This window comes from Lysinibacillus sp. FSL W7-1291 (assembly GCF_038593415.1).
Lineage (GTDB): Bacteria > Bacillota > Bacilli > Bacillales_A > Planococcaceae > Lysinibacillus > Lysinibacillus fusiformis_D.
In genome coordinates, this window is record NZ_CP151994.1 from 1,130,761 (window position 1) to 1,155,618 (window position 24,858).

Below are 24,858 nucleotides of genomic sequence, written 5' to 3' on the forward strand. Positions count from 1 at the left end.
TATGCTATAAACATCCATTCATCACTTTTCATCCTTAAAAATACTTGATTGACTCTATTCGTACAAGGTATCCAATATTTGTTTTTCCATCTACTAGCAATCAGCAAATCATAAGAAAATCTATTTCCTACGTGAAACATGTATTTTTAATTTGTGCAAAAGCTTTGCAAACCGTATAATAAATGTTAAGTGGTTGCTGTTCGGGATATTTTTTAGGAGGAAATAAATTGACAAAAAAGAAAAATGAATTGATTCGTATCATCCCTCTTGGGGGTGTAGGCGAAATTGGGAAAGCAATGTACGTAGTAGAAATTGATGAAGAGCTATTTGTAGTGGATAGCGGCTTAATGTTCCCAGAAGATGAGATGCTAGGTATAGATATCGTGATTCCTGACATTACGTACTTAGAAGAAAATAAAGAACGTGTGAAAGGTATTTTCTTAACACATGGTCATGAAGATGCGATCGGCTCTATTGCCTATGTTTTACAAAAAATAAAGGCACCTGTGTACGGATCGAAATTAACCATTGCATTAGCAAAGGAACATTTAAAAGAATTACCTGCACCACATCAGGTGAAATTTTTCGAAGTAACAAACCGTAGTCGTATGAATTTTAACTCAACGTATGTAACATTCTTCCACACAACACATAGTATTCCCGATTCGTTAGGGGTAGTGTTCCATACATCTGAAGGCGCGATTGTTCATACAGGAGAGTTTAAATTCGATCAGTCAGCGACAGGTAAATTTAAACCTGATTTAGCAAAAATGGCACAGTTAGGGGAAGACGGCGTCTTTATTCTATTATCTGAGTCTTGCGAAGCTGAACGACCAGGCTATACGACATCGGAAATTGTGATTGAAGAGCAATTATCAAAAACATTCCACTCAGCACCAGGTCGTATTTTAGTAGCTGTCTATGCATCGAATTTTATTCGTATTCAGCAAGTTTTTGCCCAAGCCCAAAAATCATTCCGTAAAGTTGTGATTGTTGGTAAGCCATTGGAAAAAGCTGTTGATTTAGGTGTACAGCTTGGTTATTTAACAGTTGAAGAAGAGACAATTATTCCAATTTCAGAAATGCAAAAATATCAAGATGATGAAATTATCATTATTACAACTGGCAATAGAGGAGAGCCTCTAGATGCATTAGAAAAAATTGTCCGTAAGCACCATCGTGACATTAAAATTAAACAAGGTGATACGGTGTTAATTACATTTACACCTTCTCCTGGTATGGAAGTACAAATGGCTAATACGATGAACTCTATGTCAAAAGCAGGCGCTGAAATTTTGACTTCTAGTAAAAATGTCCACGTATCAGGACATGGTAGTCAGGAAGATTTGAAGCTGATGCTGAATTTAATGCAGCCAAAGTATTTTATTCCTGTTCAAGGTGAATATCGTATGCTCATTGCTCACTCGAAGTTAGCGCAACAGCTCGGTATGCAAAAATCACAAATCTTTATCGCCGATAAAGGGGATATCGTAGAATACAAAAATAATAAAATGCGCATGAGTGGTCGTGTACAAGCTGGTAACGTATTAATTGACGGTATCGGTGTAGGCGATGTAGGAAATATTGTACTTCGTGATCGTAAATTATTATCGCAGGATGGTATTTTCATTGTAGTCGTGACATTAAATCGAGCACAAAAGAAAATTGCCTCTGGCCCAGAAATTTTATCACGAGGCTTTGTCTATGTACGAGAATCAGAGGAATTAATGATTGAGGCATCTGACATTGCAAAAAATGTGATTGAAAAATATGTTGGGAAAGATACATTTGAATGGACGAATATTAAACAAGAAATTCGAGATACACTCAATACGTATTTATTCCAAAAAACAAAACGTCGTCCAATGATTATTCCAATTATTATGGAATATTAATTGAACGAGCTCATCGTAAAGGTTTTGAGGAAAAAGTAGATGAAAAGGATTTTCTCCCAATTGCGGTGGAAAATCCTTTTTTTGAAATATTCGAGTTCTACATGTTATGATTCGCTACATATATAAAATGGATCGCAGAAGAAGGTGAAATAGATGGCAGTTAGTAAAAGAAAAAAAGTGACCAAAAGTAAAGCGACAACTGAAAAAAAAGATATGCATCCGCTTATGTATGAAATTTTAGGACTGCTTTTAATTGCATTAGCAGTCATTATGATTTTTGAATTTGGCATGATTGGTCGGATTCTAGAAAACATCGCAATGTTCCTTTTAGGTAATTTACATTTTGCTGTTCCATTTATGCTTATATTTGTTGCATTGTTAATGATGATTGGTCGTAAAAAAGTCAGTATGAAGGATCGATTAATACTTGGCATGGTACTCATTATTATGAGCTTAACGATTTTTAGTCATGGCATATTATTTGAACAGTTATCAAAATCAGGTGGTCTATTATCTGATTCTGTGCTACGTGAATCGTGGCGAATATTAATCAATACCGATGGCATTATTCATCGCAGCAATGCTCTGGGCGGTGGGATGATTGGCGCCCTTTTATTTAGTGGGCTTCATGTATTATTTGAAGCCTCGGGTGCAAAAGTTGTTGCTTGGGTAATCTTCTTTATTGGGCTCATACTTGTCACTGGCAAAGCATTAGTCCCATATTTAGCAGAAAAAACACCAGATCTATTTGGCAAATGGAAAAAAAAGCATCATGATAAAAAGAAAAACACACCGAAAAAACCAAACAATCGCCGCTCAAGGGTAGAAAGTGGAGATGAGGTTGCGGCTGTAAATCAAATTACGGATGTGCCTGAACAAGAGGAGGAAATACCTCATGAGCCGATTATCTCTGCTTTTACGCAAAATGTCTCGCAGGAAAGAGCTGTGTATGATACGCCTGTGATGGAAAATGAAGTAGAAGAAGCAGCGGATGAGGTTCATATTCAAGGTACAGATGCAGTGGAAAATGCAGACTATCAGCTACCATCTTATAACCTATTACAACTACCACCTCAACATGATCAAAGTGGTGAATATTCAGTTATCCAAGCGAATGCCAAAAAGCTTGAGCAAACATTACAAAGCTTTGGTGTAAAAGCAAAGGTAACACAAGTGCATTTAGGACCAGCTGTCACAAAATATGAAATCTTGCCAGATATAGGTGTGAAAGTAAGTAAAATTGTCAATCTGCAAGATGACCTTGCGTTAGCACTAGCGGCTAAAGATATTCGGATGGAAGCCCCAATCCCTGGAAAATCGGCGATAGGTATTGAAGTACCTAATAGCGAAGTAGCCATTGTAACGCTTCGAGAGGTATTAGAATCGAAGGATGGTGCGAAACCAGAAGCATTATTACAAGTAGCCTTCGGGCGTGATATTACAGGACAAGCTGTACTAGCCGAACTCAATAAAATGCCACATTTACTTGTAGCTGGTTCAACAGGCAGTGGGAAAAGTGTTTGTATAAATGGCATCGTTGTATCCATACTAATGCGTACAAAACCGCATGAAGTAAAACTTATGATGATCGACCCAAAAATGGTGGAGCTCAACGTTTATAATGGCATTCCTCATTTATTGGCTCCTGTCGTAACAGATGCACGTAAAGCTTCGCAAGCACTGAAAAAAGTGGTATCTGAAATGGAACGTCGCTATGACTTGTTCTCTCATACAGGTACACGAAATATTGAGGGCTACAATGCACATGTTCAAAAAGTGAATGAACAAACAGAGGAAAAAAATCCAAAGCTACCTTATATTGTAGTCATCGTGGATGAGTTAGCAGATTTGATGATGGTCGCATCAAGTGATGTTGAGGATTCTATTACACGATTAGCTCAAATGGCACGTGCAGCAGGAATTCATTTAATTATTGCAACACAACGACCAAGTGTAGACGTTTTGACAGGTGTTATTAAAGCGAATATTCCATCGAGAATTGCTTTTGCCGTTTCGTCAGCCATCGATTCAAGAACGATTTTAGATATGGGTGGAGCTGAGCGCCTACTTGGACGGGGTGATATGTTATTTTTACCTGCGGGCGCTTCCAAACCGAAACGGGTGCAAGGTGCCTTTTTATCGGATCAAGAAGTAGAGGCAGTCGTTCATTTTGTTATAGAACAGCAAAAAGCGCAGTATCAGGAGGAGATGATTCCTACCGAAGAAGAAACCATTTTAGAGGAAACGGATGAATTATATGATGAAGCTGTCCAATTAGTTGTCAATATGCAAACAGCATCCGTTTCCATGCTGCAACGTCGCTTCCGTATCGGCTATTCTAGGGCCGCACGTATTGTCGATCAAATGGAGCAACGTGGGGTTGTAGGGCCACCAGAGGGCAGTAAGCCTCGTCAAGTACTTGTTCACCAATATGATAACTAAGCAAAAAAGCTAGATGTCAAAATGGTGAGAACTACTGTATATTTGTCCAAATATTTGCAAAGAAAATGAAGAAAGAATGAATTCTATAACAGATTTTATTCAAAACTGTTTATTTCATTCTGCAAAAATGTTATATTTATGAACGATTAGTAGGAATGTTGTACATCAGATGTCTGATCTCTGATTTGGTGGTGATATATGTGACTATTAAAGCAGATCATCGTCATCTCTATCTTCAAGTTATCGATCGTTTAAAATCTGACATTGAGGCTGGCATTTTTAAAGAAAATGAAAAGCTGCCTTCAGAGTTTGAATTATCGAAATCACTAGGAGTCAGTCGAGCTACTCTTAGAGAAGCTCTTCGACTGTTGGAAGAGGAAAATGTGATTGTGCGCCGACATGGGGTTGGGACTTTTGTCAATCCTAAGCCGTTGTTTACATCAGGCATCGAGCATCTATCGAGCATTTCTTCTATGATCGAAACAGCAGGTATGGAGCCGGGTTCCCGTTTTTTAAAGGCAACTGAGCACACACCTTCTGAAGAAGATTTAAAACGCTTCCAATGTGATGGCGACGATAAAATACTCACGATTGAACGTGTCAGAACAGCGGATGGTGAGCCAGTAGTTTACTGCATAGACAGGCTACCCGCAAGCTTCCTGCCAACTGACTTTGTCGAAAAAAAAGAAGTTTCACTGTTCTCTGCTTTAGAGCAATCAGGCAAAATTCATGTAGCCTATGCTGTAACTTATATTGATCCAATTGGGTATCATGAACAAGCCTCACCGATTTTAAATTGCGGACGTGAAACAGCTCTTTTAGTGTTAAAGCAGTTGCATTACGATGACCATGATCAAGTAGTGCTCTATTCAAAAAATTATTTCCGAGCTGATAAATTCAGCTTCCATGTAGTTCGTAAACGGGTGTAGAACATTTCTAAATTTTTTTCCTGCTAATTACAATACCTTTGGGGGGTTAATTAAATGAAAAAACGTAAATTTGGTTTAGTATTAACATCAGTATTAGCGGCAAGTGCTATTTTAGGTGCTTGTGGTACGAAAGACGACGAAAAACCTGCAAAAGACAATGACAATGCTTCAGGCGGCGACAAAACAGAAGAAACTTTCTCAGTAGCAATGGTTACTGATGTAGGTGGCGTTGATGACAAATCATTCAACCAATCTGCATGGGAAGGTGTACAAGCTTACGGTAAAGAGCACGGCTTATCAAAAGGTGATGGTTTTGATTACCTACAATCAAAATCAGATGCAGACTATGATTCAAATTTAAATGCATTATTACGTCGTGACTTCAATTTAATTTTCGGTATTGGCTATATGATGGAAGATGCAATGGCTGCAATTTCTGAGGAAAATCCAGATGGCCAATTTGCAATCATTGATGCTGAAGTAAAAGCAGATAACGTAGTATCAGTAATGTTCAAAGAGCAAGAAGGTGCTTTCTTAGCGGGTGTAGCGGCAGCGAAAATGTCTAAATCAGGTAAAATCGGCTTCGTAGGTGGCGTAGATATCCCAGTTATTAATCGCTTTGAAGCTGGATTCCTTGAAGGAGCAAAAGCTGTAAACCCAGATATCATCATCGAAGATAAATACACAGGTGCATTTGATAAAGCGGATGTTGGTAAAATTACAGCAAGCGGTATGTTCTCATCAGGTGTTGATGTAATCTTCCACGCTGCTGGTGCAACTGGTAACGGTGTATTCTCTGAAGCAAAAGAACGTAAGAAAAAAGATCCAGAGGCAAACATTTGGGTAATTGGTGTAGATGCTGACCAATACGAAGAAGGTAAAGTAGACGATAAAACAAACGTAACATTAACTTCAATGTTAAAAGGTGTTAATACAGCAGTAGTAGATATTTCAAATAGAGCAAAAAATGGTGATTTCCCAGGCGGAGAAACACTTACTTATGGTTTAGCTGAAGACGGTGTTAAACTTGCAGATTCACGCGGTGCGATTCCAGAAGATGTACAAAAAGTAATTGATGAATATAAAGAGAAGATTGCTAAGGGTGAAATCAAAGTTCCAGAAAAAGTGGAAAAATAATTCAACTCTTGATCATCATAAGGGACTTTTAGAAGGACCTTATGATGATTTTTCAATCTATCGTTATATTTAGATTATTCGCAATACTCTATTTAACTAGATTTATAGGAATCTTATAGAGGTAAATCATGATGGTAATAAGTTAATAGAAGAAAGGTTTCTAACGATGACCTTTCCTGTATTAATTTAGCAAAACAACTACCTCTATAGGTAGGTTTAGATCAAGCAATAATTCTAGCCTCTGGTAGAAATCGACTACTGGACGTATGGCTTATCTGTACCATCAATCATGTAGCAGCAGATACTATACGCTAAGGCAAAAATACTTAATAAGTGCCTATTAAGGGAGTGACAATTTTGGAATATGTGATTGAGATGCTTGGAATCCGTAAAGAATTCGGGAGTTTCGTGGCGAATAATAACATCACCCTCCAACTGAAACAAGGCGAAATCCATGCATTGCTTGGTGAAAATGGTGCAGGTAAATCGACTTTGATGAACGTCCTTTTTGGTTTATATCAACCAGAGGGTGGCGAAATTCGCGTTCGTGGGAAGGCTGTAAAAATTACAAACCCGAATGTTGCCAATGATTTAGGAATTGGCATGGTGCATCAGCACTTTATGTTGGTAGAAAACTTTACGGTTACAGAAAACATTATTTTAGGCACGGAGCCTACTAAAATGGGGATTGTCAATATAAAAGATGCGGCGAAGAAAGTACACGCACTTTCTGAAAAATATGGATTGGATGTTGATCCAAATGCCAAAATCGAAGACATCACAGTTGGTATGCAACAACGTGTTGAAATATTAAAAACATTGTATCGTGGTGCCGAAATTTTAATTTTTGATGAACCTACGGCTTCATTAACACCACAAGAGATTACAGAATTAATTCAAATTATGCGTCGACTGATTGCAGAAGGTAAATCTATTATTTTAATTACGCATAAGCTAAAGGAAATTATGGAAGTTTCAGATCGTGTGACGATTATCCGTAAAGGAGAAGGGATTGGCACTGTTGTAACCGCTGCCACAAATCCTGATCAATTGGCTGAAATGATGGTTGGCCGTCAAGTTGAATTTAAAACAGAAAAAACGGACGCAAACCCAACTGAAGAAGTGCTATCAATTGAAAAGTTGGTAGTAACGGATTACCGAGATATTGATAAGGTAAAAGGTTTGAACTTAAATGTTCGCAGAGGTGAAATCGTAGGTATAGCTGGTATCGATGGTAACGGTCAGTCCGAATTAATCGAAGCCATTACAGGACTACGTAAAATCAAAAGTGGGACAGTTAAGTTAAATGGCAAAGATATTACCAATATGAAGCCTCGTAAAATTACAGAGGAAGGCGTCGGTCATATCCCACAAGACCGTCATAAGCATGGTTTAGTGTTAGATTTCCCGATTGGTCATAATATTGCACTGCAAACGTATTACCAATCTCCAATTGCAAAGGGCTTTGTCATGGATTATAAAAAAGTGTCGGAGAAAGCTAATCAAATCATTGAAGAGTATGATGTGCGTACAGGTAATGGTGAAATGACACCGGCTCGTGCATTATCTGGAGGTAACCAACAAAAAGCTATTATCGGTCGTGAAATCGACCGAAATCCAGATTTATTAATTGCTGCTCTACCAACACGTGGACTTGACGTAGGGGCTATTGAATTCATTCACTCTCGTCTCATTGAGCAACGTGATAAAGGAAAAGCCGTTCTGTTAATCTCATTTGAATTAGATGAGGTCATGAATGTATCGGATCGTATTGCTGTTATTTATGATGGACAAATAGTAGATGAGTTAAATCCAAAAGAAACAACAGAACAAGAGCTAGGCTTACTTATGGCAGGGCAAAGTAAAAAAAATAATAAGCATGATGCGAAGGAGGGGAACGACTAATGTCAAATCGTGTCATTAATCTACTCGTTCCTATCATCTCTATCATTATCGGTTTAATTGTAGGGGCTATCGTTATGGTAGTCAGTGGCTATGACCCAGTAGAAGGTTATATTGCTCTTTGGACAGGTATTTTTGGAGATTCATATTCAATTGGGAACACAATTCGTCAAATAACACCTTATATTTTGGCAGGTCTTGCAGTAGCATTTGCATTCCGCACAGGACTGTTCAATATTGGGGTTGAGGGTCAGCTGATTTTAGGTTGGCTAGCAGCAGCTTGGGTAGGATACGCATTTGAGCTACCTAAAGTTATTCACTTACCATTGGCATTACTTGCTGCTGCAGCTGCAGGTGCATTTTGGGCCTTTATTGCAGGTTTCTTAAAAGCGAAATTTAAAGTCCATGAAGTTATTGCGACAATTATGCTCAACTATACTGCGCTTTATATTGCCAACGCAGTGATTAAAAAATTGTCCGATGGAAGCTTTAAAACAGAACGTATCCATGAATCAGCTTCTTTACGTTCTCCGTTTTTAAGAGAGCTTACAGACAATTCAAGTCTTCACTATGGGATCATTGTTGCACTATTAATGGTAGTAGTTATGTGGTTCATTTTAGAAAAAACAACACGTGGATACGAGCTAAAAGCAGTAGGCTTTAACAAAAATGCTGCCGATTATGCAGGTATGAGTGTTAATAAAAATATTATTTTAGCGATGACGATTTCAGGAATGTTTGCAGGTCTTGGTGGTGCGATGGAAGCTTTAGGTACATTCCAAAACGCATCTATTAAACCTGGCTTTACAGGAATCGGTTTTGACGGTATCGCCGTTGCGCTACTTGGTGCGAATACACCACTTGGGGTAGTGTTTGGAGCATCACTATTCGGTTCATTAAAATATGGTGCATTAAATATGCCAAATGCTGCGGGTATTCCAGAAGAAATCGTATCAATTATCATCGCATTGATTATCTTCTTCGTTGCATCAGGCTACATTATTCGAATAGGCTTGCAAAAGCTGAGCAAGAAAAAGGAGGGACAATAACATGAGCTTTTTAGAAATGTTATATTTCATCATCCCTTCAGCGATTCTTTATGCAACACCTTTGATTTTTACTGCTATCGGTGGAGTATTCTCTGAACGCTCTGGTGTAGTCAACATCGGGCTAGAAGGCTTAATGATTGTTGGTGCTTTTGTTGGTATTTTTGTCAATTTAGAATTCGCTTCGTCATTAGGTGTGGCAACGATTTGGGTAGCGATGTTAGCAGCTATGATTATTGGTGGGATTTTCTCTCTTTTCCATGCTGTTGCTTCGATCTCTTTCCGTGCCGATCAAACAGTTTCAGGTGTAGCCATTAACTTACTTGGCTTAGCTGCTACAGTTTTCTTAGTTAAAATGATTTATGATAAAGGTCAAACGGATATGATTACACGTCCAATCGACCGTTTCGGTATTCCTTATTTAGAGGATATTCCATTCTTTGGTCCTTTATTGTTCCATGATGTTTACAGCACATCTATTTTAGCATTTGCGGTAGCCATTGGTGCTTGGTTTATTATCTATAAAACACCATTCGGCTTGCGTTTACGTGCTGTGGGTGAGCACCCAATGGCAGCAGATACAATGGGGATTAATGTTAATAAAATGCGCTATATTGCCGTTGTTATTTCTGGGGCATTAGGTGGTCTTGGTGGTGCAGTCTATGCACAAACAATTACACATGACTTTTCGCATGCAACAATTGCTGGACAAGGTTTCATGGCCATTGCCGCTATGATTTTCGGGAAATGGCATCCAATTGGTGCATTAGGAGCAGCCTTATTCTTCGGTTTAGCGCAAACTTTAAGTATTGCAGGAAGTCAAATTCCATTCATCGAGAATGTACCAGCCGTTTATCTGCAAATTTTACCATACGTCTTAACAATCCTTGCTTTAGCAGGCTTTATTGGTAAAGCGAATGCTCCAAAAGCAAGTGGACAGCCTTATATTAAAGGTAAACGTTAAGAAAAATGAATCAAAAAGACTGAGTGAACGATGCTCAGTCTTTTTTTACATATGAAATTGGTGCATTTTTTAATTTTTCCCATACATACTTTGGATTCTTTTTGCAATTATAGACAATAGACATGTATAGTATGTGTAGTACATCGTTATATTAAGAAGGATAGGAGGGTTTCATATGTTTAAAACAATACCTTTTGCAAAAGGTGTCAATTTGCATATCCGACAAACAACCCAATTTAAAACCGTAAATTTTTCGATTAAATGGAGAAGAGCATTAACTGCAAAAAGTGCATCGGAACGTACAGTGTTAACCAATGTACTACAGCATAGTAATGCTAAATATAAAACAACTGCTGCTTTCCGTAGCTTTTTAGATGATTTATATGGTACTGTTTTATATTTTGATACATCAAAACGAGGTAATGAACATACGGTGCTAATGAATGTGGAGACTGTGAATGATCATTATCTAGCAAATACAAGTGTCTTAAACGACGTACTTGGTTTATTGCACACAGCTATTTTTGAGCCTAATTTAGAAAACGGTGTCTTTAAGGAATCGATTGTAGAACGGGAGAAGAAAACAGTCATTCAACGGATTGAATCTATTTTTGATGATAAATCTCGTTTTGCTCAGTTCCGTTTACAACAAATCTTGAGACCAAACGAGCCTGCATCGATTTCGGCTAATGGTAGCGTAGAAGAAATTCAAAAAATTACGCCTGCTTCTTTATTTGAGGCATACCAATCCATGCTCGCTAACGATAAAATAGATATTTATGTTGCTGGAGACATTAATGAAGAGGAACTTGTAGCGAAATTAAAAAAAGCGCTACCATTTAATGATCGCACACCAGAGGAAGTGCCAGCAGTATTACCACAACAGCATCCTGGCAATGATTACGTAAGAGAACAGCATGAAATGAAACAAGGTAAGCTTCATATTGGCTTTAGCACGCCTATTCGATTTGGAGATGCTGATTTTGCTAAAATGCAGATTTTTAATGGCATTTTTGGAGGCTATCCTCATGCTAAATTATTTATGAATGTGCGTGAGAAAGAGAGTCTTGCTTATTACGCATCAAGCTCCTATGCATCGCATTACGGTCTTCTGTTTGTTGTTTCTGGGATTGAAGCTAAAAATGAAGAAAAAGCATTGTCTTTAATTAAAGAACAACTTGCTGTCATGCAGGCTGGAGACATTACAGATTTAGAGCTGGAGCAAACAAAGGCTATGCTGACAAATCAGCTAAAAGAGTCCTTGGATTCTGCGCGTGGACAAATTGAAATTTTTGACCAATATAAAGATTTACCTGAGGAATTCTCTGTTGAAGCCTGGGCAAATAAGTGGAAAGCTGTAACAAAGGAAGACGTTGTTGCAATGGCTAAGCAAGTGCAGCTTGAAGCGGTCTATTTCTTATGTGGAAAGGAGCAAGCCGCACAATGAAAACAATTGAATTTAAACAACTAGATGAAACACTTTACTATGAAAAACTAGACAATGGCTTAGATGTATATATTTTACCAAAAAAGGGCTTTTCCAAAACATTTGTAACATTTACAACAAAGTACGGCTCTGTTGATCGTACGTTTGTACCAATCGGTGAAACGGAAAGTATTACAGTGCCAGATGGTATTGCACACTTTTTAGAGCATAAAATGTTCGAAAAAGAAGATGGTGATGTTTTTCAAAAATTTAGCGAATATGGTGCTTCGGCGAATGCCTTTACGTCGTTCACACGCACAGCTTATTTATTTTCATCTACTGACAATATATATAAGAGCACAGAAACTTTATTGAATTTTGTGCAAGAGCCATACTTTACAGAAGCTACTGTCAACAAAGAAAAAGGAATTATTGGGCAAGAAATTACGATGTATGATGATCAACCAGACTGGCGTCTATATTTTGGTACGATTGAAAATATGTATCATCAACATCCTGTAAAAATTGATATAGCAGGAACGATTGAATCGATTGACGGCATTACAGCAGAGCATTTATATACGTGCTACAATACGTTTTATCATCCTTCAAATATGTTATTATTTGTCATTGGCGCTGTAGAGCCAGAGGAAATGATGACTTTTATTCGTGACAATCAAGGTAAAAAAGAGTTCCCAGAGCCAACACCAATTCAACGTTTCTTTGATACAGAACCAACAGACGTAGCGATTAAAGAACGTACATTAAATATGGATGTACAAAAGCCGAAAATTTATGTTGGTTTGAAAGCAAAGGATACGAATTTATCAGGACAGGATATGTTAAAGCATGAGCTGTCTGTTCAAATCGCGCTTGAACTTATTTTTGGCCGTACATCTAATTTTTATGAACGTGTCTATGAAGAAGGTTTAATCGATGAGACATATGCATTTGATTTTACGTTAGAAAATGGCTTTGGTTTTGCCATGATTGGTTCGGATTCAGCAGAGCCTGATAAATTGGCCCAAGCGATAAAAGAAGAATTAGTGAAATATGAGGGGAATAGCCAATTGGATAGTGCTGGTTTGGAACGTATAAAACGTAAAAAAATTGGCTTCTTCCTACGAGCATTAAATTCGATTGAGTTCATCGCAAACCAATTTACACGTTATTCCTTTAATGATATGAATTTGTTTGATGTGGTACCAGTTCTTGAAACATTAACAATAGAGGATTTACACAAAGCCTTTACTTCTATTCAAGGAGAATCCCAACAAACAGTCTTTAAAATTTTGCCAAGCAAGCAGGGAGCACAGTGAAAAAATTTGCCCTTGTTTTAGGCGCATCAGGTGAGATTGGTCGTGCCATTTGTCAAAGTCTTGCAGAAGATGGATGGTCCATCTATGTGCATTATTCGAATAATAAAAATGCGGCACATAAATTATGTGATTCGCTTTCTAAAACCTTCCCTGCACAAGAGTTTATGCTTGTGCAGGGGGATTTTTCTATTTTAACAGGAGCGGAAATGGTAGCCGCGCAAATTTTTAATGTGCAGGCCATTGTCTTTGCAAATGGGCAGGCACATTATTCGCTGCTCGAAGATACAACAGTGGAGGATATGGATGCTTTATGGCGTGTCCACGTTCAAAATCCAATGCGACTGACAGCTTTACTATCTGAGAAACTGCGTAAGCATGAGGTGAGCTATGTATTATTCATTGGCTCCATTTGGGGAGAGGCTGGCTCAGCGGGTGAGGCACTTTATGCAACCGTTAAGGGAGCACAACATGCTTTTGTCAAATCCTATGCAAAAGAAGCGGCACTATCCCGTATTCGAGTAAATGCTGTTGCTCCAGGGTTTATAAATACGTCAATGAACAGCCATTTAAATCAAGAAGAACTTAATTATATTTTAGAAGATATTCCTTTAGGTACCATTGGTCAGACAAAGGATGTAGCTGAAATGGTACGTTTTTATTTGTCTGGTAAAGCAGATTATGTGACAGGACAAATCATACGATTAAATGGCGGTTGGTACATATAATATTCTTTTTTGCACATACTACATGTGTAAAGGAGGAGGAAATATGACCATTTTAGAAAACTGGCAAAAATGGACATCGTTTTTAGGACAAAACGTTATGCAAGCTGAATCGAGTGGTATGCCGAAGAAAATGATTCAAACGGCTGCTGTCCAAATTGGGGAATATTTAGCGACAAATGTCGATCCTAAAAACGAACAAGAGCGAGTGCTGTCGGATTTATGGGGCGTTGCCTCTGAAGATGAGAAGCATGCATTAGCGAATTGTGTCATTAAGCTTGTACAAAATAAGCATGTGCAGTAAATAAAAGAGGAGAGCCAATCTCCTCTTTTTTCTATATAAAAAAGCTATTTATCTACGAAAAAGGGAACGTATGTAAGCCTAATCTACATGCATCAAAAAAAATTAGTAAATAACGCCGTAATTCCATGTATTCTAACTTTCCATTACATAAAAAATCAGCTATGATGGAACTTATAAAGGATTTTTTACGTTAACTAATAGGAAGGGAACGAGTGTGTTGAGCGATTGGTACTTTGAATATGAAATTCAGGTGAATCGCCCTGGATTATTAGGAGATATTGCTTCACTTTTAGGGATGCTTCGTGTCAATATTATATCAATAAATGGTGTCGATGAGGACCGACGTGGTATGTTAGTGCATACAGACAATGATGAGGCGATTGAACGTTTTCGTACAATTGTTTCGACAATGGAACATATTAACGTAACCAAATTTCGACAACCAAAACTTCGTGACCGCCTAGCTATTCGGCATGGTCGTTATATTCCTCGAGATGCAGACGAAAAAAACACTTTCCACTTCGTAAGAGACGAACTTGGTATTTTAGTCGATTTTATGGCAGAGCTTTTTAAAAAAGAAGGACATAAGCTAATTGGTATTCGTGGTATGCCACGCGTTGGAAAAACTGAATCCATTGTAGCTGCAAGTGTTTGTGCCAATAAAAAATGGATTTTCTTATCGTCTACAATGATTAAACAAACTGTTCGTAATAAACTTGTGGGAGACGAATTTAGTCGTAACAATATTTTTATTTTAGATGGTATTGTGACTCGGCGTTCATCTGATGAGCGACATTTGCAATTAGTGCGTGAAATGATGAATATGCCTTGCATTAAAGTTGTTGAGCATCCAGATATGTTTGTGCAGCATTCAGAATATAAAATAGAGGATTTTGATTATATCATTGAATTACGTCATCACACGGATGAAGAAATTACTTATGAAATAATGGAAAAAAATCACATGTCCGAATCCGATTCATTTGGAGGATTTAATTTTTAATTTGATGTTAAAGTAGGTGTTATTAGTGGCAGAATTAGGTACTCGACTGAAAGAGGCGAGACTGTCTAAAGGCTACAGCTTAGACGATTTACAAGAAATAACGAAAATTCAAAAGCGTTATTTAGTAGGAATTGAAGAAGGCAATTATTCCATTATGCCTGGTTCGTTTTATGTACGAGCTTTTATTAAGCAGTATGCAGAAGCTGTTGGTTTGAACGCAGAGGAAATTTTAGAGACTTATAAAAAAGAACTACCGAGTACTCCAAATGACCAAGTAAGTCAATCGATGACGAATAGTCCAAGTAGAAGAAAAGTTACGAAAGGCCCTTCGAATAAAATGATGGAGGCTATGCCAAAAATCATTGTAGCTTTATTTATCGTTGTAATCATTGTGGCCATATGGATACTATGGCAATCTAAAAATAGTTCAGGGACAAGCGAAGTAGAAAATACTACTCCTGAAATGGAATATGATACTAATATTCAACCAATTGATAGTGAAAAGGATAAAAAAGACAAAGAAAATAAAGATGCACAGAAAAAAGATAAAGAAGATACAAACTCTACAGAGGAAACACCAACTGATGAAGATCAAACTGATCAAACAGAAGAGATGAAGCAAACAATTTCCGCGGGGACGGTTGAGGCGGATGGGGCGACGACTTCTTATACCTTAACAGGTACAGATACAATGAAAATTAAAATCGAAGTATCAGGTCCTACATTTGTGGGTATTCGCAACCAACAGCAACAAGAATTATTAACGGACACACGTGTCTATAATGCTGGAGAAGTAGTTGAGTTTGATGCTACAACACAAAACTATGTACGTGTCCGTCTTGGTAATTCAACGCAGGCTAAAATCTATATTAATGACGAACTTCTACCGTATGCACAGCAGATTGTAACGCAAAATATCGTCATCAATTTCAATAAAGAACAGTAGTCATCAGGTGATGGCTACTTTCTTTCATCATGAAAGGTGTTAGAAAAATGAACATTCCAAATAAAATTACCATCTCTCGAATTTTGCTTATTCCATTTTTTGTCATTGTGATGATGTTTGATTTCGGCTGGGGAACTTTGACACTATTTGGCGCTGAGATGCCGATCCACCATTTTATAGGTGCACTTATTTTTATCTTTGCTTCAACAACAGATTGGGTGGATGGTTATTATGCACGTAAGTATAATCTTGTGACAACATTTGGGAAATTTTTAGATCCCTTAGCTGATAAATTACTGGTTTCAGCAGCCTTCATTTTAATGGTAGAACTTGATATGGCACCTGCCTGGGTAATCATCATTATTATTAGCCGTGAATTTGCCGTAACTGGCTTACGTTTGATTTTGGCAGGTGAGGGAGAAGTTGTTGCTGCTAATCAGCTCGGTAAAATCAAAACTTGGGCACAAATTGTAGCGATTGCAGCTGCTCTTTTACACAATACAATCTTTACACTGTTTGGTATTCCATTTGATACGATCATGCTCTATATTGCATTGTTCTTTACGCTTTGGTCTGGGTGGGATTATTTCTATCTAAATCGACGTGTTTTACTTGAGTCTAAATAAGAAAGGTCTTGTGAATCATGAATGCTGAAATTCTTGCGGTTGGCTCAGAACTATTATTAGGTCAAATTACGAATACAAATGCGAGATTTATCTCAAGTCAATTATCCGAGCTTGGTATCAACGTTTTTTATCATACGGTAGTAGGCGATAATACGAAACGTTTAGAACAGGCTATTGAAGTGGCGGAGACTCGTGCCGATTTAATTATTTTTTCGGGAGGACTTGGACCTACGAAAGATGATTTAACGAAGGAAACGATTGCTCGTCATCTTGGTGTTTCGCTTGAGTCTGATGATGTAGCATTAACGTATATTGAGCAATTTTTTGCCAAACGAGGACGTCCAATGACGGAGAATAATCGGAAACAGGCATTAATTTTAGCTGGCAGTGAAGTGCTAGCCAACCACCATGGAATGGCGCCAGGTATGATTTTCACAAAAAATGACCGCACCTATATTTTACTTCCAGGACCACCAAAAGAGCTGGAACCTATGTTTCAATTTGAAGCGAAACCAAAGCTTGCTGCGATGCTTAATGATGGAGGGATCATTGCATCACATGTGATGCGTTTCTATGGGATTGGTGAAGCAGAGCTTGAAGTACGAGTTCAAGATATTCTAGATGCCCAAACAAATCCTACAGTTGCCCCACTTGCCTCTGATGGAGAAGTAACATTACGTGTTACAGCTAAAGCGGCTACAGAGCAGGAAGCTCAACAGCTTATAGCTACAAAGGTTGCTGAGATACAGGCACTTGTGGGAGATTATCAATATGGTGTAGATGACGACTCTCTTGCCTCTAAAACGGTAGAAATGCTACTTGATAATCAGTTAACCATTGCTGCCGCAGAAAGTTTAACAGCTGGGTTATTTCAATCTGAGCTTGCGGAAATTCCTGGGGTAGGCAATGCACTGATTGGTGGCGTTGTTACCTATGCTGCTGATGCAAAGATAAAACAGCTTGGCATTTCAAAAGAATTAATTGATACACATGGTGTAGTTAGCAGTGAGTGTGCGGCGGCAATGGCAAGTGCTGTTCGCGAAAAGTTTGCTACTAATATTGGAATTGGTCTTACAGGAGAGGCTGGTCCGACAGCGCATGATCACCAGCCAGTAGGTACGGTTTGGATTGGTATTGCTATCAATGATGAGGAGCCACTTACTTATTTACTGCATTTATCAGGCATGCGAAATACAAATCGACTACGTGCGGTGAAATTTACATGTCATTATTTAATGCAGCTTTTAGAAGAACGCGGTTATACAAAACGATATTAAATAGAGTGAAATAGAAATTTGGGTAGAGGAAAACTATCCAAATTTTTATTTTGAAGAAAAATCGAATAAATGTTCGCTTTTTTCTTGCGCGTTTTCTTAAAAACAAGTATAGTAGAGATAGATAAAAACAGTGAACAGTTTTCGAAGGAGGAAAATGAATGAGTGATCGTAAAGCAGCCTTAGAACAGGCTCTAAAACAAATTGAAAAGAATTTTGGTAAAGGTTCCATCATGAAACTTGGTGAAAGAACCGATTTAGAAATTGCGACATCTTCAAGTGGTTCGCTAGCACTTGATGCAGCATTAGGCGTAGGTGGTTATCCACGTGGACGTATTATCGAAGTATATGGTCCTGAATCATCTGGTAAAACAACAGTTGCTCTACATGCTATTGCAGAAGTGCAGGCAACAGGTGGACAAGCAGCATTTATCGATGCAGAGCATGCATTAGACCCAATCTATGCACAAAAATTAGGTGTTAATATTGATGAGCTATTATTATCACAGCCAGATACAGGGGAGCAAGCACTTGAAATTGCAGAAGCATTAGTGCGTAGTGGTGCTATTGATATTATTGTTATTGACTCTGTCGCTGCCTTAGTGCCAAAAGCAGAAATTGAAGGCGATATGGGTGACTCTCATGTCGGCTTACAAGCACGTTTGATGTCTCAAGCATTACGTAAGCTTTCAGGTTCGATTAATAAATCAAAAACGATTGCTATTTTCATTAACCAAATTCGTGAAAAAATTGGTGTCATGTTCGGAAACCCAGAAACAACACCAGGTGGACGTGCGCTGAAATTCTATAGCTCTGTCCGTTTAGAAGTGCGTCGTGCAGAAGCAATTAAACAAGGTAATGATATTGTTGGTAACCGTACAAAAATTAAAATTGTTAAAAATAAAGTAGCGCCACCTTTCCGTACAGCTGAGGTAGATATTATGTATGGAGAAGGAATTTCTAAAGAAGGCGAAACAGTTGATTTAGGTGTAGAATTAGATATTGTGCAAAAAAGTGGTTCTTGGTATGCATATGGTGACGAACGCCTAGGTCAAGGTCGAGAAAATGCTAAACAGTATTTAAAAGAAAATGTCGCTGTTTTAGAAGAAATCGCTAATAAAATTCGAGCTTCTTATGGTATCGCGGCTTCTTCTTATACAATTGCGGCACATGATGAAGAAGAGATGGATGACGAATTAATGTTGCTTCTTGAAGAAGAAAAATAAACGATTGCATTGTTCCCGCTTTATTTAAGGGGACAATGCATTTTTTTGTCTATAATCTTCAATTTTTACACATAATAAGAGAGAGGCTCTAAGCCTTAGACGTGTTATTTCTAATGTACTGTTTTTATGGTAATTGTTTTGAAGGTGAATTTTTTTCTAGTGTAAAAGTAATAGGGAAAAAATTCACTGAATGGATAGGACTTACTTTTTTTTATCCGATGGGGCGAGCAGACGCCTGACTAACCTTGACAGAGTTTGAGGCTAGCTATACAATTAAATATGTATAATTTCTGAATTATGACTTTAAATAGGCAGTACATTTTGTCTTCATTTAGCAAATGTTTATAGTGAAATGGACATTACACTTTTTAAGATTTCCTTGTTATGGGTGGTTGTTGTTCCTTTTCAATAGATGTCTAAACACCTACTGAATGAAGCGAAAGCTTTGGCTAATAAAACGGATTTTGCACAAGTAAAATCTAGCACATTTTTGCCAAAGTGACATAGATGTATGCGCCGACTGAAACTGTAATACCCAAATAGCAAGAGGAGGTGTTCATATGGATGGAATTACTATCATCTCCGCTTTGCTTGGACTCATCGTTGGTGCCGCTGTTAGCTATATCTACATGAAAAAAGTGAATGACTCAAAAATCACTGGTGCTAAACATGTCGCTGAAACAATCGTTGAAGAAGGAAAACGAGAAGCGGAGGCAATGAAGAAAGAAGCACTACTTGAAGCCAAAGATGAAACTCACAAATTTCGTACTGAAGCCGAAAATGACATTCGTGAACGTCGTTTAGAACTTCAAAAACAAGAGAACCGTTTATTGCAAAGAGAAGAGAATCTTGATCGCAAGGATGATGCTCTAAATAAGAGAGAAGCAAGCTTAGAGCGTAAAGAACAAGCTCTAGCTGAAAGACAACAGCATATTGAACAGATGGAGAGCAAAGTGGATGAGCTCGTTGCATCACAGAAAACAGAGTTAGAACGTATTTCTGCTTTAACTAGAGAAGAAGCTAAATCAATTATCCTCAATGAAGTAGAAAAAGAACTGACAACTGATATAGCTGTGATGACGAAGGAAGCTGAAACACGTGCAAAAGAAGACTCAGATAAAAAAGCACGTGAAATTTTATCATTAGCACTACAACGCTTTGCTGCAGATCACGTAGCAGAAACAACTGTCTCTGTTGTGAACTTGCCGAATGATGAAATGAAAGGTCGTATTATTGGTCGAGAAGGCCGTAATATCCGTACTTTGGAAACGTTAACAGGCATTGATTTAATTATTGATGATACGCCAGAAGCCGTTATTTTATCAGGCTTTGACCCAATTCGTCGTGAAACGGCTCGACTTGCACTTGAAAAACTTGTACAAGATGGTCGCATTCATCCAGCTCGCATTGAGGAAATGGTGGAAAAAGCTCGTCGTGAAGTGGATGAACAAATTCGCGAAACAGGTGAGCAAACTACATTTGAAATTGGTATTCATAACTTACATCCGGATTTAATGAAAATTTTAGGCCGCATGAAATATCGTACAAGCTATGGACAAAACGTCCTAAAACATTCAATTGAAGTCGCACATTTAGCAGGATTACTTGCTGCTGAACTTGGTGAAGATGTAGCATTAGCTCGTCGCGCAGGTTTATTACATGATATTGGGAAAGCAATTGACCATGAAGTTGAAGGTAGCCACGTTGAAATCGGTGTGGAATTAGCAACGAAATATAAGGAACATCCAGTCGTTATTAACAGTATTGCTTCGCATCATGGTGATACAGAAGCAACATCTGTCATTGCGGTATTAGTCGCAGCAGCTGATGCATTATCAGCAGCTCGTCCAGGAGCACGTAGTGAAACACTTGAAAACTATATCCGCAGACTTGAAAAGTTAGAGGAAATTTCAGAAAGCTATGATGGCGTAGAAAAATCTTATGCAATTCAAGCTGGACGCGAAATTCGAATTATTGTACAACCTGAAAAAATTGATGATTTAGCCTCCCATCGTCTTGCGCGAGATATCCGCAAACGTATTGAGGAAGAATTAGACTATCCAGGTCATATTAAAGTAACAGTCATTCGCGAAACACGTGCTGTGGAGTACGCGAAATAATATTGAAAGTTAGAGGTTTCTTTAGATTCATATCTAGAGAGCCTCTTTTTTACTTTCAGTAGAGTCATGTTTAAGGAGCTCTTATCATAAAAAAGAACAAGGCTATATTTTGATTAACGATGAAAGATGTGATGATCCTGATTGATCTCCATGCACATGTATTATACGGTGTAGATGATGGACCCCAAAATGAAAGAGATTCCTTGAATATGTTAAGGCAAGCTGCTAAAGAAGGAATTACAGAAATCATTTGTACATCCCATGCCATGCACCCACAATATCATGTCCCATATAAAAAAGTCGAAGAGCGAGTCAAGAGTTTACAACAATTGTTACAGCATGAGCAAATACCAATTACACTCCATACTGGCCACGAAATACGCTTACATGATGAGCTTCCTACACTACTTCAGCAACAACAGCTCCATACATTAGCAAAGTCCAACTATATTTTATTGGAACTTCCTTCTAGCACTATCCCCGCCTATACGGTAGAAATGATAAGACAATTAAAAATAGCGGGTTATAAACCCATTTTGGCCCATCCTGAACGAAATATGGCTATTAGAGAAAATCCAAAAAGGCTGAATGCCCTCATTCAACAAGGGGTGTTTACACAATTGACGGCGGGTAGTTTAACCGGATTGTATGGTAAGGAAGTACAGCGATTATCACTTGCTTTAGTGAGGGCCAATTACATTCATATGATAGGCTCTGATGCCCACGATCTACGCACAAGATGCTTTTATTATCAAGCAGCACTGCAATATCTGGAGAGAAAGAAAGAGGGAGATTCGATCAATCGCCTCTTAACGAATAATGCAAGCATTTTAGCAAATAAGCCAATTTTGCCACTCGAATTGGATGATATGGCTTTAAGGAAACGATGGTATTTCTTTCATATGTCTTTGTAGGATTTGAGCGTGACAATCACATGAAAATATTCTACACATTAATGTTTAGCACACTTATTTTTATGAGTCTCATGCAGCCAGTCGCTGGTATTTATCATAAATTATCTTTAGTAATCGGCTTGTTCATCATAGTGATATCTGTACTCCTGCATAAAAAAATACATATTCACAATGTACAAGCCTGTGTTTTCTTTAGTCTGTATACATTTTTTTGTGTCATAGCAGCAGGTATGAATCAGGACATGATTTTATTGAAAAACAGTTTACAATTGATGTGCCTGTTTATAGCTGTTTCTATTTTTTTTAATGATCTTGTGAAAGCACAAGTATTAGAAATCGTGTTAAATAGTGTGTTAATCGCCTATATCCCATTTTTAATGCTATGTTTTCAGCAAGCACATTATATGTTTGAAGCTTTTGCTGGTGTATTTGAAAATCCAAATACAATGGGGTTTTCTATGATTGGTTTAGTGATAGTAGTATTAATGAAACTGTATAACGTGACAATACAGATGTTACATGGGCAACAAAAGGTAAAATACATGCTGTCTTTTATACTTTATACGGTCGTCTATTTAATTAGTTTGTATGTTATTTTGCTATCAAATGCGCGTACATCATTATTAACCGTTGCTCTTGCCACAGTTGTTGTCATGGTTTGGATTGTTAAAAGCATGAACAAAACCTTCCTGCCCTTCATAAAGTTGGTCACATTGTTTACATGTTTAGGTGTAGTTGTAGTAATGGTGATGATGAAAATGGACATGATGCAAGAGGCGGTACAAAGTATTCTATTAAAAATGGAGAAAAAATCTACGAACATAACAGATGGTCGCCTTGAAATTTGGCAATATGTTTTTGAGCATTTTCATTTTTGGGGACACGGTGTTGAATCATTGTGGTCTATAGGTGTTTCCCATGCACATAATACATTGATTAATATTTTACAGGAGGCAGGCTTGCTGGCACTGGTTAGCTACTGTTTGTTTCTTTTTGCCATTGCCAAGGGTTATCGTCAGATGAATGAACAGCTTATCGTTTTTACAGCCTTGGTCGTGGTTGCCGTATTAGGGGTTTCTACATTTGAAATACTTTATTTTAATATGCTTCATCTCCTTGTATTTGTTGTAAGTGGAAGTATGAGGGATAGGGGCAAAAGCGCGACTTTGTCCGAATAACCAGTAGGCTTGTTTAATATACTTTATTAATATTGTGCACGATTTGCCTATTAGGAGGGGATCCATTTGTGAATGAAGAAATGACAATACAAAGTCTCATAAAAGTATTGCTAAAACGCTGGTTCTTCATCCTCATGCTCATGATTCTATCTATGGGCATCGCTATATTGATAAGTTATTATATTCAAACGCCGATATATGAAGCGGAAACGCAATTATTGGTCAATCAAAAAAGCTATGAAAATCAGCAACTAGTAGGTGCACAAAATGTTGATACGGATCTGCGACTCATTAATACGTACAATGTGATTATTAAAAGTCCTGTTATTTTAGCGAAGGTTATTGATGTACTGTCACTTGATACGACACCAGATGAATTAATGAAGCAAATTGAGGTTTCAAGCGCCAATAATTCCCAGGTGGTGAATATTCGCGTACAGGATAAAGATGAAGAGAATGCAGTGAAAATCGCCAATTCAATTGCCGAAGTGTTTAAAGAGGAAATTCCTGTCTTGATGCATGTAGACAATATTAATATTCTTTTTGTTGCCCAAAGCAGTGAGCAGCCAGTACCAGTAAAGCCAAATAAAATGCTGAATCTTATTATAGCTGCTATTTGCGGCTTCGCTTTGGCTATTGTGTTAGCGTATTTTTTAGAAACGATTGATAGGACCATTAAAACAGAGCAAGATATCGAGGAGATTTTATCATTACCAGTGATTGGGGTCGTCAGTAATATCGAATTACAGACGAGAAAAAAACTGAGGGTCAGGGGGCCATCCTAATGTTTTTTAAGAGAAAAACAAAGAAAATACCAATGGCTCGAAAGCTGATCACCGTTTCCGATATGTCGTCGATTCCATCAGAGCAATATCGAACAATTCGCGCAAATATTAAGTTTTCACAGCCTAATCGAGATGTGAAGACGATTTTAGTAACCTCTTCCATTGCTGGCGAGGGAAAATCTACAAATGCGGCGAATATTGGTGTGGTATTTTCGCAAGAGGGTAAAAGCGTGCTGATTGTAGATGCTGATATGCGTAAACCTACTTTGCACCATACGTTCTATCTAGACAATATTTTAGGGCTTTCCTCAGTATTATCACGGCAATCTGCACTACAAGAGGTGATTCAAGAAACTTTCGTCGAAGGAGTAGATATCATTTCGAGTGGGCCAATTCCTCCCAATCCGACAGAGTTATTAGCTTCAGAAACGATGACCTCCCTTCTGGCTGAAGTGAAAAATATATACGATATCATTATTTTGGACGCACCACCGTTACTTTTTTTATCGGACGCACAAATTTTATCGAATAAATGTGATGGCACCCTTTTAATTGTCAATACAGGGGCGGTTGGGCAAGCAGACGTTATCAAATCGAAGTCAATCTTAACAGTTTCTAAGGCTAATATTTTAGGTGTTATCTTGAATAACTATAAGATCAAGGGCAATACGTACGAGCATTATTATGGCAAAGAATAAGG

Annotated in this window: 21 protein-coding genes; all 21 read left to right on the forward strand. The window is 37.9% G+C overall.

Annotation, left to right across the window (positions count from 1 at the left end):
- Positions 1-227 precede the first annotated feature (227 nt).
- The 21 genes from NST76_RS05280 (at position 228) to NST76_RS05380 (ending at position 24,856) form a co-directional block, all read left to right on the forward strand.
- Positions 228-1,895: a ribonuclease J gene (locus tag NST76_RS05280; protein ID WP_058843931.1), complete on the forward strand. Its 1,668-nt coding sequence runs from the start codon at positions 228-230 to the stop codon at positions 1,893-1,895.
- Positions 1,896-2,048: 153 nt separating this feature from the next.
- Positions 2,049-4,337 carry a DNA translocase FtsK gene (locus tag NST76_RS05285; protein ID WP_036121326.1) on the forward strand — a complete coding sequence of 763 codons (2,289 nt, stop codon included), beginning with the start codon at positions 2,049-2,051 and terminating at the stop codon, positions 4,335-4,337.
- A gap of 200 nt (positions 4,338-4,537) precedes the next feature.
- Positions 4,538-5,266: a GntR family transcriptional regulator gene (locus NST76_RS05290; RefSeq protein WP_036121324.1), complete on the forward strand. Its 729-nt coding sequence runs from the start codon at positions 4,538-4,540 to the stop codon at positions 5,264-5,266.
- Between the two features lie 54 nt (positions 5,267-5,320).
- Complete coding sequence (locus tag NST76_RS05295; RefSeq protein ID WP_058843929.1) at positions 5,321-6,403, forward strand: BMP family protein; 1,083 nt, start codon at positions 5,321-5,323, stop codon at positions 6,401-6,403.
- 357 nt (positions 6,404-6,760) lie between these two features.
- Entirely contained in the window at positions 6,761-8,308 is a 1,548-nt protein-coding gene (locus NST76_RS05300) for an ABC transporter ATP-binding protein (protein ID WP_342544700.1), read from the forward strand.
- Positions 8,308-9,354: an ABC transporter permease gene (locus NST76_RS05305; protein ID WP_340810064.1), complete on the forward strand. Its 1,047-nt coding sequence runs from the start codon at positions 8,308-8,310 to the stop codon at positions 9,352-9,354. Before NST76_RS05300 ends, NST76_RS05305 begins: the two co-directional genes overlap by 1 nt.
- Position 9,355: 1 nt before the next feature.
- Positions 9,356-10,315, forward strand: coding sequence for an ABC transporter permease (locus tag NST76_RS05310; protein ID WP_036121312.1), 960 nt, complete (start codon positions 9,356-9,358; stop codon positions 10,313-10,315).
- Positions 10,316-10,490: 175 nt separating this feature from the next.
- Positions 10,491-11,762, forward strand: coding sequence for a pitrilysin family protein (locus tag NST76_RS05315; RefSeq protein ID WP_342544702.1), 1,272 nt, complete (start codon positions 10,491-10,493; stop codon positions 11,760-11,762).
- Positions 11,759-13,060, forward strand: a complete 1,302-nt coding sequence (locus tag NST76_RS05320; protein ID WP_058843926.1) for a pitrilysin family protein — start codon at positions 11,759-11,761, stop codon at positions 13,058-13,060. The genes NST76_RS05315 and NST76_RS05320 overlap by 4 nt, the downstream gene beginning before the upstream one ends.
- A complete protein-coding gene (locus NST76_RS05325) occupies positions 13,057-13,785 on the forward strand; it encodes an SDR family oxidoreductase (RefSeq protein ID WP_036121304.1) in 729 nt (242 codons plus the stop codon). Before NST76_RS05320 ends, NST76_RS05325 begins: the two co-directional genes overlap by 4 nt.
- A 43-nt stretch (positions 13,786-13,828) precedes the next feature.
- Positions 13,829-14,086: a DUF3243 domain-containing protein gene (locus NST76_RS05330; protein ID WP_004224939.1), complete on the forward strand. Its 258-nt coding sequence runs from the start codon at positions 13,829-13,831 to the stop codon at positions 14,084-14,086.
- Between the two features lie 217 nt (positions 14,087-14,303).
- Positions 14,304-15,089 (forward strand): DUF3388 domain-containing protein, encoded by a 786-nt coding sequence (locus NST76_RS05335; protein WP_008178931.1) that lies wholly within the window; start codon positions 14,304-14,306, stop codon positions 15,087-15,089.
- A gap of 16 nt (positions 15,090-15,105) precedes the next feature.
- Positions 15,106-16,035, forward strand: coding sequence for a RodZ domain-containing protein (locus tag NST76_RS05340; protein WP_170829781.1), 930 nt, complete (start codon positions 15,106-15,108; stop codon positions 16,033-16,035).
- A gap of 47 nt (positions 16,036-16,082) precedes the next feature.
- On the forward strand, positions 16,083-16,661 hold the full coding sequence (gene pgsA, locus NST76_RS05345; protein ID WP_036121302.1) for a CDP-diacylglycerol--glycerol-3-phosphate 3-phosphatidyltransferase: 579 nt from the start codon (positions 16,083-16,085) through the stop codon (positions 16,659-16,661).
- Positions 16,662-16,678: 17 nt separating this feature from the next.
- Positions 16,679-17,938 (forward strand): competence/damage-inducible protein A, encoded by a 1,260-nt coding sequence (locus tag NST76_RS05350; RefSeq protein WP_058843925.1) that lies wholly within the window; start codon positions 16,679-16,681, stop codon positions 17,936-17,938.
- Between the two features lie 158 nt (positions 17,939-18,096).
- Positions 18,097-19,161, forward strand: a complete 1,065-nt coding sequence (gene recA, locus NST76_RS05355; RefSeq protein WP_036121272.1) for a recombinase RecA — start codon at positions 18,097-18,099, stop codon at positions 19,159-19,161.
- Positions 19,162-19,721: 560 nt separating this feature from the next.
- Complete coding sequence (gene rny, locus NST76_RS05360; RefSeq protein ID WP_036121270.1) at positions 19,722-21,281, forward strand: ribonuclease Y; 1,560 nt, start codon at positions 19,722-19,724, stop codon at positions 21,279-21,281.
- A 131-nt stretch (positions 21,282-21,412) separates the two neighbouring features.
- Positions 21,413-22,195, forward strand: a complete 783-nt coding sequence (locus NST76_RS05365; RefSeq protein ID WP_249646035.1) for a CpsB/CapC family capsule biosynthesis tyrosine phosphatase — start codon at positions 21,413-21,415, stop codon at positions 22,193-22,195.
- 20 nt (positions 22,196-22,215) lie between these two features.
- Positions 22,216-23,373, forward strand: coding sequence for an O-antigen ligase family protein (locus NST76_RS05370; protein ID WP_101966486.1), 1,158 nt, complete (start codon positions 22,216-22,218; stop codon positions 23,371-23,373).
- Between the two features lie 68 nt (positions 23,374-23,441).
- On the forward strand, positions 23,442-24,158 hold the full coding sequence (locus NST76_RS05375; RefSeq protein ID WP_340810068.1) for a Wzz/FepE/Etk N-terminal domain-containing protein: 717 nt from the start codon (positions 23,442-23,444) through the stop codon (positions 24,156-24,158).
- Positions 24,158-24,856 (forward strand): CpsD/CapB family tyrosine-protein kinase, encoded by a 699-nt coding sequence (locus tag NST76_RS05380; RefSeq protein WP_036121265.1) that lies wholly within the window; start codon positions 24,158-24,160, stop codon positions 24,854-24,856. Before NST76_RS05375 ends, NST76_RS05380 begins: the two co-directional genes overlap by 1 nt.
- The last annotated feature ends 2 nt before the right edge of the window (positions 24,857-24,858 follow it).

Coding starts and splice junctions, on each gene's coding strand:
- NST76_RS05285 (WP_036121326.1), top strand. CDS start 2,049: ATGGCAGTTAGTAAAAGAAAAAAAGTGACCAAAAGTAAAGCGACAACT.
- NST76_RS05295 (WP_058843929.1), top strand. CDS start 5,321: ATGAAAAAACGTAAATTTGGTTTAGTATTAACATCAGTATTAGCGGCA.
- NST76_RS05305 (WP_340810064.1), top strand. CDS start 8,308: ATGTCAAATCGTGTCATTAATCTACTCGTTCCTATCATCTCTATCATT.
- NST76_RS05310 (WP_036121312.1), top strand. CDS start 9,356: ATGAGCTTTTTAGAAATGTTATATTTCATCATCCCTTCAGCGATTCTT.
- NST76_RS05315 (WP_342544702.1), top strand. CDS start 10,491: ATGTTTAAAACAATACCTTTTGCAAAAGGTGTCAATTTGCATATCCGA.
- NST76_RS05320 (WP_058843926.1), top strand. CDS start 11,759: ATGAAAACAATTGAATTTAAACAACTAGATGAAACACTTTACTATGAA.
- NST76_RS05330 (WP_004224939.1), top strand. CDS start 13,829: ATGACCATTTTAGAAAACTGGCAAAAATGGACATCGTTTTTAGGACAA.
- pgsA (WP_036121302.1), top strand. CDS start 16,083: ATGAACATTCCAAATAAAATTACCATCTCTCGAATTTTGCTTATTCCA.
- NST76_RS05350 (WP_058843925.1), top strand. CDS start 16,679: ATGAATGCTGAAATTCTTGCGGTTGGCTCAGAACTATTATTAGGTCAA.
- recA (WP_036121272.1), top strand. CDS start 18,097: ATGAGTGATCGTAAAGCAGCCTTAGAACAGGCTCTAAAACAAATTGAA.
- rny (WP_036121270.1), top strand. CDS start 19,722: ATGGATGGAATTACTATCATCTCCGCTTTGCTTGGACTCATCGTTGGT.
- NST76_RS05365 (WP_249646035.1), top strand. CDS start 21,413: ATGATCCTGATTGATCTCCATGCACATGTATTATACGGTGTAGATGAT.
- NST76_RS05370 (WP_101966486.1), top strand. CDS start 22,216: ATGAAAATATTCTACACATTAATGTTTAGCACACTTATTTTTATGAGT.
- NST76_RS05380 (WP_036121265.1), top strand. CDS start 24,158: ATGTTTTTTAAGAGAAAAACAAAGAAAATACCAATGGCTCGAAAGCTG.